Here is a 13,165-nt window from a genome sequence, read left to right on the forward strand (position 1 = left end):
TGCCGAAGAGGAAGTCGGCAAGCGCATCGTCCTGCGTCACCCCGCCGGTCGACGGAGCGGTTGCCACGCCACTAAAGGTGAACTGGCCATTGGTCGCGCTGCCCGGATTCTGCCGCTTGGTGTTGAAGACCACGGTGATGCCCGCCTGAAAGAAGTGGCGGCCATGCAGCCAGCTCCAGTCGTCGCCCACCGTGTCGTCCAGGTCGGCAGCGTGGGTCAGCGGACGCGCAGCCGCAATGCCCTGCGGCGCAATCCCGCCGCTGAAAGCCACCAGCGGAAGCCGGTTGGCGAGATAACCGTTGTACGGCAGAGAGGTCTTGAAGCCGGGAACCTGGTCCACAAAGGCAGTACCGGTAAGGTTCAGGTCGAGATCAAAAATATTCATGGCGATGCTGGTCGTATTCACCATGTTGGGCGTCAGAATCTGCGTCAGCGCAAGTTGCGCCAGCTTGTTGTGCGTGTAGTCGGTCTCCGCGTTGGTGTCGAAGACCTCGCCCGACTGCGAGCCGCTCAGCGAGTTCTGCGCGTACTTCTGATACTCGTCGAGATACTCGCCCAGCAGGTGAAAGCGCGAGTTGAAGTTGTGGTCGATCTTGATCTCGTCATCGCGCTGAACCGTGATCTGGCCCTTGGGGTTGATGTAGTTCGTGCTGCCGCTGCCGGCGAAATTAGGCAGAGGATACAGCGCATTCAGAAACGCCGTGGAGTTCGAGTTGATCTCTGCCGACGGAATGACATATTGGCCAGCCCCATTGGTCGGCACCAGAGCGCCCGTGTTGGGGTCCTTGATCGGCGAGTTGAAGACGCCGGCGCGCTGGTTGGCCGTCGGCGTCACGCCGGTCAGGTTGGTCGGAACCTGGTGCAGAATCACGCCCTGCTGGCTCCAGAAGAAGAACGTCTTCTCCTTGTTGGTGTTGTAGAGGTGCGGAATAAAGATCGGGCCGCCGATGTTGTAGCCGAAGATGTTCTGCTTGTAAGGAAGCACCGTACTCGCAAAGTAGGGCTTCGAGTTTAGCGCGTCGTTGCGGAAGAACTCCCACGCACCACCATGAAAGTTGCTGGTCCCGCTCTTGGTCTGCAGCAACACCACCGACGCGCCCATCAGGCTGTAGCGCGCGCTGTAGTTGTTCTGCAGCACGCGGACCTCTTCAATCGAATCCGGGTTCGGAATCACCGAGGTCTGGTTCATGTTGCCGGTGTTCTCGTTCCACACGCCGTCGAGCGCATAGAAAGTCCCGCTCTGCGCCAGGCCGTTGACGGAGAGCGCATTATTAGTGGCGCGACCGCCGGTCGTCAGCGCGACCCCAGCGGAGGTGTTTTGCACTCCCGGCATCAGCGTGGCCAGCCCCTGATAGTTGCGCCCATTGATCGGCAGCGTCGACACCTGCGCCGCATCCACCGAGGCCGCGTTCTCAATCGTCGCCGTCTCCACCTGCACCGCATTGGCCGACACCGTGACAGAAGTAGACGCCGAGCCCGGCTGCAACGTTCCGTTCACCGTCGCCGTCGTCGCCGGATGCAGCACGATCCCGGTCAGCGTATAGGTCTGAAAGCCGGGGCTGGTAATGCTGACCGTATACGTTCCCACCGGAAGCCCGGGAGCGATAAAGCTGCCGTCGCTGTTCGACGAAATGGCAGTGTCCGTCTTTGTCCCCAGGTTGTGCACGGTAACGCTGGCGTTGGCGACGATGGCCCCTGTAGCGTCCGTAACCGTACCCGCAATCGTCGCGGTCGTAGACAACTGCGCCTGAAGTACAGGAGCGTAGGCGCACGAGAGCACCAGAACCATGAGCGCGAGCAGGGAGCGAATAGAGGACGGGGAAGGGCGGCGAACGGGCATGAATTCCTCGCTAATTTCAATGGATAAACATTTTCTTGCGTGCCTGAACTCTACAAGACGTAATTTCCACATGTCAATGAAATTCGCGTAAATGGACGGACCTCTTTAAGGACAATCGTTTGAATCGAAGCAGCAACCAGGCACCCCTGTATTTCGCCGCTGCCTGTCCTTCCTCTCCGTTATGGCAACGAACAAATTAAAAAAAGCCCTCCCTCGCAAAAAAACTGCAAGGGAGAGGCGTTGGAGGAAAGTGATACGCTGCGCTCTAGAACAAAGTTGCAGTTGGTGTAGAGTCTGCCGAGCCTTTTGTTTGTCATTCCCGAAGGGAATCTGCGGTTGCCTTCCTCCACACCAACAGCAAATCCGCTCTAAGGAACCTCTGATTAAGTCCGGTTTTGTTAAGGGCACGGCTTCAGCCATGCCGCAAGTGGTTTGTCTGCAAATGCGGCTTTAGCCGCTGAGGGAATGCTCGGAGACTGAATCAGACCTTCCCTAGCGGCCGCCCGAAAAGCCGAAAGTGACCGACAGAATAATGCTGCGGCCCGGAAGCAGGTTGGGGTTATCGGCAAGATTCCGTCCGCCGGTAAAGCCCGGAGAAGGCGTCGTCGCCCCTACAAACGGGTTCGTATAGGTCAGTCCGCCCGAGGTCAGCGAAGAGGCTACGAGTGGCCCTCCGGGGCTCACGCTGGTAATGTTGTGCGAGCCCATCAGGTTATTGACGCTCAGCCTGATCTTGGTCTGGTCGAAGTGCGATCCGCCGCGAACGGTGTAGTTGATGAAGGCGTTGCTGACGTTATAAGGATCGTCGCGCAACTGGTTATGGTACGCCCCATTGTCCTCCCACTTCGACCCGACGCGCTTGTTGAAGACGCCGACGTTCCACCCCTTCTCCTGGTAGGTAACGCCCTCAGCCTCGGTGTCCGAGGGTGCCTCCGACACCCACAGCCCCGAAGGGGCCTTGACCACCAGAGGATTGTCGGTCGTGGTGCTCGGGCTATACGCCGTCAGCGTGCCGACATAGGTAGCCCTGCCGCGAGTTCCGTTCAGATACAGGCTCAGTCCTCTGCCGAGGGAGATGCTGGTCTCGAACTCGCCGCCCAAAGTGATCGAGCTGGGCGAGATGAACTGGATCGATTCGCCGAACAGTGCCGAGTTGGGATCGTTGTCCGTCGACGACGAATAGCCGTTCTGGAAGCGGGTGTGATAAAAGTCCGCATCGAAGGTAACGCGCTTGAGCTTCAACACCGTACCGGTCTGGTAGGTCGTCGAGGTCTGCGGCTTGGGCGGCGTGCCCACCAGCGCTCCCGCCGTGTCATACACACTGCTCGGAGGAACGACGCTGCCCGTCGAACCCTGCCCATACACCGACCAGTTCGGCTTGATCCGGTAGTTCGCATCGAGCGAAGGCAGCCACGAGTGATAGTTCACCGAGTTGCTGGTGGAGGTGAACGGCTTACCTGTGATGGGATTAGTGCTGCCGATCTTGCCGCCGTTATCGGCGAACTGCTGGAGGTCCATGGTGTAGAACGCAAACTTCAGGCCAGCCGTAACACTCAGCTTCCTGGTGGCCATGTACTGATACTCGGCATAGGGCTGGTAAGAGTTCGTCCAGAACTTCTCGCTGAAGTTGGGCAGCACATCGTTTTTGCGCGTGAACAGGTTCGACGGGAACTGGTGGCGGTTGGTCGCGGCCCACTCGTACCAGAGGCCGGTGCGGAAGATGCCGTGGCTCGAGGTCTGGCTTACGGCCAGCGTCTCGCCATACTTGCGATAGCTGTTGTACTTGTCGACCGCGCAGGGGCTGATCTTCTTCACCGGCGTGCCGCAGACCGTCGGGTTGATGAGGCCGCCGCCTTTGGGCTGCTTCGCGTAGAACTGCGAGTTGTCGTAGTTGTACGTGTAAGGCTTGAAGTCGAGGCTCCAGCTATGCCCCAACTGCGAGTTGACGCCGACGTACTCGAAGTCCGTGGGCACATGGTAGCGGTTGTACGGGTAGTAGGTCGCCTGCGTGGGGTCCGTCTTCTGCAGCAGGTAGTTGTCGCCGTTGGCCAGAATCTGCGCCCGCGTCGAAGACAGGTTCGGGGAGTTGGCATCCAGCCAGATCACACCGGTAAAGCCGGTCAGTACGGTCTTGTCCGAGAGCCTGTACTGATACTTCAGCGATCCCGCGTTGCGCGTCTGGTAGTTGAAAGTCTGGTAGCCATCCGACGACATGTGGTGCACATCGACGAACAGGTTCGACTTTTTGTTGGCTCCGCCGAAGTCGCCCGAATTGAAGCTGCCGTCGAAGAGGAAGGTGTTGAACGAGCCATAGGAGAACCCGCCGCGAAGGTTGCGCTCCGACGGCATCTGCATGGACAGCAGGTGAATCGAGCCGCCGAATGGCGTAGGCCCGATGGTCGAAGCTGTTCCGGGGCTGCGGTCGAAGTCCACACCGCCAATCCACTGCGAGGGAAAGAACGCCCACGAGTGATGCGAGGGCGTATTGGTGTCGTAGAACGGGATGCCGTCAAAGTCGATGTCGTAGTCGCCATCGGCAAAGCCGCGGAAGTTGGTCGTACTCTGCCCAAGGCCAACGCCGTTCGAATTGGTGGTCTCCGTGCCCGGCACCAGCGCGACCAGCTCGCCGTAGTCGGCGGTCGGCGCGGTAAAGTTCTGGATAAAGGTGGCGTTCACCTGGGTGCGCGCCGAGCGCTCGTCGAGCGGCGCATCCATCGGCGCAAGCTGCGCGGCAATCGAATTGGACGCGCCCCCTTCGACCGTGACCTGCTGCGAAAAGTTGCCGAGGCTCAGCGAAAAAGTAAGGCTCTTCGGCTGGTCAACCAGCACACGCACTCCCTGCTGCACCGCAATCGAGAACCCCGGAGCCGAAACCGAGACGGTATAGACACCCGCAGGCACGCCGCTGATCGAAAAATGTCCGCTGGAGTCCGCGGTGGCCTTGCGAGTGAAGTTGCTCGCATCGCTCTTCAGCAGAACGGTGGCGGTGTCCAGCATGTTGCCGCCCGGATCGGACACCGTTCCCGTAATCGTGCTTCCGCGCGAAACAGACTGAGCAAACAGCGAGCGCGATTGAATGGGAGCGAGGAAGGGAAGGGAAAGAACTGCGGTGAGGGCCAGGGTACACGTGCGTCGTGGCGTCAAAGACATCAGGGGGGTTGCCTCTTAGGTTGGAAATTAATATTGGCTAAGTTTTGAGTGTGCGAGCCGCGCATGACGACAGAGTGAACACCGTGTTGCAGCCGTGTTACTTTTCGAGCGACATGCAACAACAGCCGCACACCCTCTCGACCGAAGCACCCCAGACTCACGTCACATGGCCTGCCACTCATGCACGTCATCTCGACCGAAGGCGTGCAGTTTCATCGCGCGCCGCAGTGGAGAGACCCCTGTATTTCGCCCTTGCCGTCGCCTGTCCTCTCCTCGACACACTCACCCCAGAGTGCAAAGCCACGCGCGACTATGAGACCATCCCCTTTGGAAAAGTTTTTGGGAGAGAAAGCATATGTGCGCCCAGCGCATCAAGGTCACAGTAGCCGTCTCGGGAGGCATCGCCGCCTATAAATCGGTAGAGCTGGTGCGCCTGTTGCAGGAGGCAGGCTTCGATCCCCACGTCGTCATGACCCGCGCCGCAGAAGAGTTCGTGCGCCCGCTGACCTTCGCCGCCATCACCGGACACAAGGTCATCACCAGCCTCTGGAGCGAAGACGCCGGCATCGGCTCCGAAGAAGACGAAGAAGCCGAATCCGGCATCGAGCACATCAACGAGGCGCAGACCACCCGCGCCCTGATCGTCGCGCCCGCAACCGCGCATGTGCTCGCCAGATTCGCCCACGGCCTCGCCGACGACTTCCTCTCCACCATGTACCTCGCCACCACCGCGCCCGTCATCATGGCCCCCGCCATGAACGTCAACATGTGGAACCATCCCGCCACCCGCGCCAACGTAGAGACCCTCCGCACTCGCGGCGTCACCTTCGTCGAGCCCGGCAGCGGCTATCTCGCCTGCGGCATGGTCGGCGGCGGCCGCCTCGCCGACAACACCGCCATCCTCGCGGCGGTGCAGGCCACGCTGGCTGCAACCAGCGACCTGGCCGGAGAAACCATCCTCGTCACCGCCGGAGGAACCCGAGAGGCCATCGACCCGGTGCGCTTCATCGGCAACCGCTCCAGCGGTCGCATGGGCTTCGCCATCGCCGAAGCCGCCCAGCGTCGCGGAGCCCGCGTCATCCTCATCTCCGCGCCCACCACCATCGCTCCTCCATCTGGCTGCGAGGTCGTCTGCGTCACCTCCGCCGCAGAGATGCAGGCCGCCGCATTGCAGCGCCTCAATGAGGCCACCATCGTCGTCATGGCGGCAGCCGTAAGCGACTACACCGTAAAGACCGCACCCCAGAAGCTGAAGCGCGACGGAGCCCGCACCCTCGAGCTAGAGCCCACTCCCGATATCCTCCGCGAGATCGCCGCCCGAAGAAACCCCGGAACCCTCGTCATCGGCTTCGCCGCCGAGACCGAAAACATCCTCGCCAACGGCCGCGCCAAGCTCGAGCGCAAAGGCGTAGACGCCATCGTCGTCAACGACGTCTCCTCCCCCCACCTCGGCTTCGACTCCAAGGACAACGCAGGCACCATCCTGACCAAAGACAACGAAGTAGCCATCCCCCCAACGAGCAAGGCCGCCATGGCCCAACGCATTTTGGACGAGATCAAAAAGCTACGCACTTCATCGAACCCTTAATCTAATCTCTGAAATTTCTATCCAGCACCGCGCTGAAGGCGCGGTCTATACCAGCGTGGGGCAAAGTCCCATGAAACCTGAAGCCGAAAGATTCAAGGGCAGAAGGGCCGCCCTATTCTTTCCTTCCCTTGTTTGTCATTCACTTGTTTGTCATTTCCCTGTTTGTCATTCCCGAAGGGAATCTGCGTTTTGCTCGAATCACCAAAACTCTATCAGGAGGAGAATCGCCTTTATCCGCGCATCTCCGCGCCCATCCGCAGTCGGTCTTTAAAATCGATGCAATCGGTGCAGATCAGTGTTAAGCCGTCAGCCCAACCCTTGCCACCACCCACAGCCAGCGCGTAGGCTTAACCTGCTGCCGGGAAAGCCTCCGGCGACAGGTGGTATCCAGCCAAAGCTGCAATCCAGCAGCGCACGGCGGAGCTGCACTGGAGATTGCAATGAGCCTCACAACGTTTCGCTCTTCCGCCCCCGAGCGCGCGGCCGGAGATCCCGAAGATCTCAAGGTGGCCCCGAAAGTCACCGTCCCCTCCCTCCTCGATAAAAAGCTCTCCCGCCAGCCCATCACGGTGCTCACCGCGTACGACTACGCCAGCGCCCGCCTCGTCGATGAGGCCGGGCTCGACGTCATCCTCGTCGGCGACTCGCTGGCCATGGTCATGCAGGGCCACGAAAACACGCTGGCCATCACCATGGACGAGATGCTGCTCTACACCCGAGGCGTTCGCCGCGCCGTCCGCCGCGCCCTGCTCGTCTCCGACATGCCCTTCGGCAGCTACCACGTCGACGACCGCGAGGGCGTAGCCAACGCCCTCCGCTTCGTGAAAGAAGCTGGAGCCGAGGCCGTCAAGGTCGAAGGCGGACGCGAACGAACCGCGCTGGTGCGCCGCATCGTCGACGCGCAGGTACCGGTCATGGGCCACCTCGGCCTCACCCCGCAGAGCGTCCACCGCATGGGCGGCTACAAGGTACAAGGCAAAACTCTCGCGGCAATCGAAGACCTGCGCGCCGACGCCCTCGCACTCGAAGACGCCGGCTGCTTCGCCATCGTGCTCGAAGGCGTTCCCCGCGAATTGGCGAAGGTCGTCACTGAAGAACTGCGCGTCCCCACCATCGGCATCGGCGCCGGGCCCGACTGCGACGGCCAGGTGCTTGTGCTGCACGACATGATGACCATGACCTTCTCTCCTCCGGCAAAGTTCGTGCGCCGCTACGCCGACGTCTCCGGCCTCATGCGCGAGGCCCTCGGCAACTACAAACGCGACGTCGAGACCCGCCACTTCCCCTCCGATGGCGAAAGCTACCACCTCTCGCAGGAGACCCGAGACCGCATCGCCTCGCTAGCCGGAAAAGCAGGTTGAGTTCGAGTTTGGCGATCGGCACCATTCGCGGATCGGCAACATCAATGTGTCATCCTGAGCGGAGCGCAGCGAAGTCGAAGGACCTGCGGTTGGTTTGAGCCAGCAAGTGCGCCGCCCGTTTCTAACTGGTAATCGATTAAGGATTCAACACGCCAGACTTATGAAGATCGTCGAAACCGTAGCCGAGATGCAGCACCTCTGCCGCAACCTCCGCACCGAAAACGCCCCCCTCGGCCTCGTCCCCACCATGGGCGCCCTGCACGCAGGACACCTCTCGCTCGTCCGCCGCGCCCGGTCGGAGTGCGCCTCCATCGCCGCCACCATCTTCGTCAACCCGCTGCAATTCGGCCCCAACGAAGACCTCGCCAAGTATCCGCGCACCTTCGACGAAGACTGCCGCCAGCTCGCCGACGAGGGCGTCAGCCTGCTCTTCGCCCCCACCACCGCCGAGATGTACCCCCCGGGCGCGGCCACCACCATCAGCGTCACCGGCATCGGCGACCGGCTCGACGGAGCCTCCCGCCCCGGCCACTTCACCGGAGTAGCCACCGTCGTCGCCAAGCTCTTCCACATTGCCCACCCCCACCGCGCCTTCTTCGGCCAAAAGGACGCGGCGCAGCTCGCCGTACTCCGCCAGATGGCCCGCGACCTCAACTTCGACCTCGAGATCATCGGCTGCCCCATCGTGCGCGACGCCGACGGCCTCGCCCTCAGCAGCCGCAACAAATATCTCAGCCCGGCCGAACGCACCGAAGCCCTCGCCCTGCCCCGCGCCCTTCGACACATACAGCAAAGCATCGCCAGCGGCGAGCGCCAAAGCGATGCTCTCATCCAGCAGGGAATGCAGGAGCTCAACCGCGTAAAGCTCGACTATCTCGCCACAGTCGACGCTCAAACCCTGCTGCCGGTCAGCACCATCCAACCGGGAACGCTGATAGCAGTAGCCGCCTGGGTAGGCCAGACCCGCCTGATCGACAACTTTCTGGTCGAGAACCTCCCCAGCAGCTGAGCCTGCAAAAGGGCACGTCATCTAGACCGATGGTGTGCAGCTTTATCGCACGCCCTAGCGGAGAGCCCCCTGTATTTCGCCCTTGCAATTGTCTGTTTCACAAGCCCGGAGAGCCATCACCAGCAGGAAACAGGACCGCCCACCCATCCCTAAAGCTCCCGCAAAAACAGCCGATAAAGCCTTTTGGGCATTGCTTCCCCTTGTTCAGCGCCATTTTACTGATAATTATCCAGAACGAAATAGCGCTAAAGTTGCAGAAAGCTGCGCTGCGTCGACTATCCGACTATGACAGACTAGTCACACTCGACGATTTAGCTCTAAGCGGTAATAAAACCAGTTACTTGACTCGATTGGGGGCAGCCCCTGAAAAAAGGGATCAGGATAGGTTCGGACAGCATTGGGAACGGCGGTTTTTTATGGAGTCCAATTCGATGCAACATCTGGTCACCCGTGAGATCGAACGTCTCTCGGGGGTGAAGTTTAGGTGGCCGAAGCTGCCGCCGATCCTTGAGGAGCGCTTCGAGCAGAACATCGCCCGGCAGCGATCCGCCCACCTGTGGTATCAGGGCCTCATCGCCATCATCCTGTTCGACCTCTTCGCCGTCATCGACTACTTCATCGGCGACGGCTCCTCGTGGAAGGCAGTCATCCTCCGCGCCGCCGTCATCACGCCGCTGGCGCTGCTGGTCAACGCCACCATGCGCTGGAACCCCGGAAAGGTCTACCGCGAGGCCAGCGTCGCCGTCGTCATCGTGATCGTGGGCCTCACCCAGCTCTACATCCAGACCGGGGGCAGCGCCGCCTCATCGGCCTATGCGCAGGCAGGCCTGGTCGTCTGCATCCTCTTCGCCAATCTGGTCATGCGCCTGCAGTTCACCTATGCGCTCACCACTTCGGTCATCCTGTTCGCCGGCGATCTCGTCTTCCTCCACTTCGACCACTTCCTCGACCACCAGGAGCAACTGCTTGGGCTTACCCTGACCGGCTTTGCTCTTCTGATCTCCATGGTCGCGAACTTCAGCTTCGGCCGCCAGTTGCGCCTCGTCTACCTGATGCTGCTGCGCAACGAGATGCAGAGCGAAGAGCTGGCCTTCGTCAACGCCGAACTGCACCGCATCTCCAGCCGCGACAACCTCACCGGCCTCGCCAACCGGCACTCGTTCGAGCTCTACTGCGGAAGCCTCTGGCAGCAGGCCCTGTCCGATGGCGCCCTGCTCTCCGCCATCGTCATCGACATCGACCGCTTCAAGGCCGTCAACGATCTGCGCGGCCACCTCTACGGCGACAAGGTGCTCACCCGCGTCGCGTCGCTGCTGCAACAGTCCCTGCGCGGCAAGGACGACTTCGCGGCCCGCTTCGGCGGCGAAGAGTTCGTCGTCCTTCTCCCCCAGACCTCGCAGCGCTCCGCAATGATCGTCGCCGAACGCATCCGCAAGCTGGTCGAGGTCGCCGGCTCCCCTGCCGTCGAGGCCGCCGAACCGGGCACGGTGATGCCCACCACGGTAAGCTGCGGCGTCGCCACCTGCCTGCCAGGCGAAGGCTACTGTATCGAAGACCTGCTCGAAGCCGCCGACAAGGCGCTCTACGAGGCCAAGCGCAGTGGCCGCAACCGCGTCTGCGCCGGCGAGGTCTCGGCTACAGGAGCCTCCCATTGCTCCGAAGAGATGTCCGCCACCCGCATCGGCGCACAAAGCGAATCGAGCCTGCGCGCCACCGCCCGCAAGGTCCTCTGGGGCTAACCCGCTCTACCGCATCAGGTGCCCATGCCCGATCGGCCCCAGCAGCCCGAAAGACTGCAGCAGCCAGACAATCACGGCGATAATGATCACCACGCGGATGATCTGTTTGATGGTTCCGTCCATGGGAATCAGCCCGATCAGGTACAGCAGCAGGCCAATCACAATAAGCGTCACAATAATGCTGATAAGTGCGGGCGTAAGCATAGGGCGTCGTCCTCTTTCTAGATGTCTTCCTCGATCTGAGATGCCGGAAACGCAAACCTCGCCGCTCTCACTGTTCATCAAAAGCTGAATCACAGCGCCTCAGCCCGTCACAATCCCCAGGGCCAGCACGGCGAACCCCACCGTAATCAGATCCTCGGCCACCGCCACCGGCCAGTCCTTGCTGCCCGACCGCAGCACAATCTCACGTCGGATCAGGTATCCCCCGAACGCGCCCACCAGCGCCCCGCCGATGCCGAGAATCACGCCCTCGAACTCCGATCCGTTCAGGCTGGCCGCGACGATACCGCCCGCCAGCCCGCCAAACAGAATCCGCGCCATCAGCGGCCCGGTCGAGGTCCGGTCAGGAGTCCGCGGCAGCTTGTCGCCCACCAGCTCACCCAGCGCCAGCACCGTGAACACGACCGCCGTAACCAGCTTCGCCACCCAGAACGCCCAGGTCCCATCCACCGGCAGATATCCGGCGTAGGCAAACCAGCAGATCGCCGCCATCGGGGTAAACGTCCGCATTCCGGTCGCAGCCCCGAGCAGGGGGATTGCCACGATCCACGCCATCACCGCCATTGCCATCGCCGCCCCCTCACCGCGCCGACTCTTGCGAGACCAAGAGTACAACGTTCCCCGTCCCATAACGCAACCAAAACTTGAACGGAAGCCCAGAACTCACTAAAACTTCACGTCACATCAACCGAAGCAGCACAAAAGCACGCCATCTCAACCAAAGCACCACAAAATCCATGAACACCTAAGAATGAGCGCCTAAGAATGAACACCTAAGAATGAAGTTGTCATCCTTCGCGAAGCGGAGGATCTGCTTCTGTCTTCTCACCGTCGCCCAGCCACACGTCATCTCGACCGCCCCTGTATTTCGCTTTACCCTTCCCCTTATTCCATACAAAAACCCATCCCATGCAATGACGTACCACCCAAACAAAAAGCCGCGTGACGAGACACTTTTAGCATCTCCCCACGCGGCCCTCAATCAAAAATTAACGCTAATTACGACTTGTGCAGCCAGCCATAAAGCGGAAACTTATTCGCAAGCTCGCCCACCTGCCCGCGAATCTTCTTGAGCTTCGCCTCGTCGCTGCGATGCTCCAACGCCTCGGCGATCCACCCGGCAATCACGCGCATCTCGGCTTCTTTCATGCCGCGCGTCGTCAACGCCGGTGTTCCAATGCGGATGCCGCTCGGCTTCATCGGCGGGTTCGTATCGTAAGGAATCGCGTTCTTGTTCACCGTAATCCCCGCCGCGCCCAGCGCATTCTCCGCCTCCGAGCCCAGAATCCCCTTCTGAAACACGTCGACCAGCATCAGGTGCGTGTCCGTGCCGCCCGAGATAATCCGGTAGCCCTCGCCCGCCAGCGCCTCGGCCAGAACCTTCGCATTCGCCACCACCTGCCTCGCATAGGTCGCAAACTCAGGCTGCAGCGCTTCCTTGAAAGCCACCGCCTTGGCCGCGACGATGTGCATCAGCGGCCCACCCTGCTGGCCCGGAAACACGCTGCGGTCGACGTTCGACGCAAACTCCTGGCGGCAGAGAATCATGCCTGCGCGAGGCCCGCGCAGCGTCTTATGCGTGGTCGTCGTAACGATGTGCGCGTGCGGCACCGGCGAAGGATGCACGCCGCCCGCCACCAGTCCGGCAAAGTGCGCCATATCTACCACAAAGAAGGCTCCCACCTTGTCCGCAATGGCGCGCATCCGCTCAAAGTCAAACTGCCGCGGATAGGCGCTGCCGCCGCCGATAATCATCTTCGGCTTCTCGCGCACCGCCGTCGCCTCAAGCTCGTCGTAGTCAACGGTCTCGGTGTCCTTGCGAACCTGGTAGCCGACCACGCGATAGAGCTTGCCCGAAAAATTCAGCTTGTGGCCATGCGTCAGGTGTCCGCCATGGGCCAGATCCAGCCCAAGAATGCAGTCGCCCGGCGTCAGAATCGACATATACGCCGCCGCGTTCGCCTGCGAGCCGGAGTGCGGCTGCACGTTCGCGTGTTCTGCACCGAAGAGCTGCTTGGCCCGATCGCGCGCGATGTTCTCAACCACATCGGCGTACTCGCAACCGCCGTAGTACCGTTTGCCGGGATACCCCTCGGCATACTTGTTCGTAAAAACCGTCCCCGCCGCCTCCAGCACTGCGCGGCTGACAAAATTCTCCGAAGCGATCATCTCCAGCCCTTCATGCTGGCGGACGACCTCGTGCTCGATCTGCGCGGAGATATCGGCGTCCGCGGCGGCAAGGGTTGCGTTGAAATC

General features: G+C 61.2%; 9 protein-coding genes. 4 read left to right on the forward strand and 5 right to left on the reverse strand.

The genetic code is table 11. The features are described from left to right. On the reverse strand, positions 1-1,840 hold a 1,840-nt coding region (locus VMU57_RS17250; protein ID WP_325385660.1), incomplete at its 3' end, for a TonB-dependent receptor. A gap of 492 nt (positions 1,841-2,332) precedes the next feature. Next, on the reverse strand, positions 2,333-4,990 hold the full coding sequence (locus VMU57_RS17255) for a TonB-dependent receptor (protein ID WP_325385662.1): 2,658 nt from the start codon (positions 4,988-4,990) through the stop codon (positions 2,333-2,335). Positions 4,991-5,345: 355 nt separating this feature from the next. On the opposite strand from VMU57_RS17255, the gene coaBC reads away from it, so the two are divergent. From coaBC to VMU57_RS17275, 4 genes are all read left to right on the forward strand, one after another. Beyond that, on the forward strand, positions 5,346-6,578 hold the full coding sequence (coaBC, locus tag VMU57_RS17260; protein ID WP_325385664.1) for a bifunctional phosphopantothenoylcysteine decarboxylase/phosphopantothenate--cysteine ligase CoaBC: 1,233 nt from the start codon (positions 5,346-5,348) through the stop codon (positions 6,576-6,578). A 440-nt stretch (positions 6,579-7,018) separates the two neighbouring features. Further along, positions 7,019-7,939: a 3-methyl-2-oxobutanoate hydroxymethyltransferase gene (panB, locus tag VMU57_RS17265; protein WP_325385666.1), complete on the forward strand. Its 921-nt coding sequence runs from the start codon at positions 7,019-7,021 to the stop codon at positions 7,937-7,939. Between the two features lie 160 nt (positions 7,940-8,099). After that, complete coding sequence (gene panC / locus VMU57_RS17270) at positions 8,100-8,948, forward strand: pantoate--beta-alanine ligase (protein WP_325385668.1); 849 nt, start codon at positions 8,100-8,102, stop codon at positions 8,946-8,948. Between the two features lie 416 nt (positions 8,949-9,364). Continuing rightward, a complete protein-coding gene (locus tag VMU57_RS17275; RefSeq protein ID WP_325385670.1) occupies positions 9,365-10,687 on the forward strand; it encodes a GGDEF domain-containing protein in 1,323 nt (440 codons plus the stop codon). Between the two features lie 6 nt (positions 10,688-10,693). Here VMU57_RS17275 and VMU57_RS17280 read toward each other — a convergent pair whose 3' ends face one another. The 3 genes from VMU57_RS17280 to glyA form a co-directional block, all read right to left on the reverse strand. Further along, positions 10,694-10,891: a Thivi_2564 family membrane protein gene (locus VMU57_RS17280; protein ID WP_325385672.1), complete on the reverse strand. Its 198-nt coding sequence runs from the start codon at positions 10,889-10,891 to the stop codon at positions 10,694-10,696. 99 nt (positions 10,892-10,990) lie between these two features. Next, entirely contained in the window at positions 10,991-11,524 is a 534-nt protein-coding gene (locus VMU57_RS17285; RefSeq protein ID WP_325385674.1) for a DUF4126 family protein, read from the reverse strand. A gap of 384 nt (positions 11,525-11,908) precedes the next feature. Beyond that, positions 11,909-13,165: serine hydroxymethyltransferase (gene glyA / locus VMU57_RS17290; protein WP_325385676.1), on the reverse strand; the 1,257-nt coding region annotated here is incomplete at its 5' end.

It is taken from the genome of Edaphobacter sp., assembly GCF_035532915.1.
Lineage (GTDB): Bacteria > Acidobacteriota > Terriglobia > Terriglobales > Acidobacteriaceae > Edaphobacter.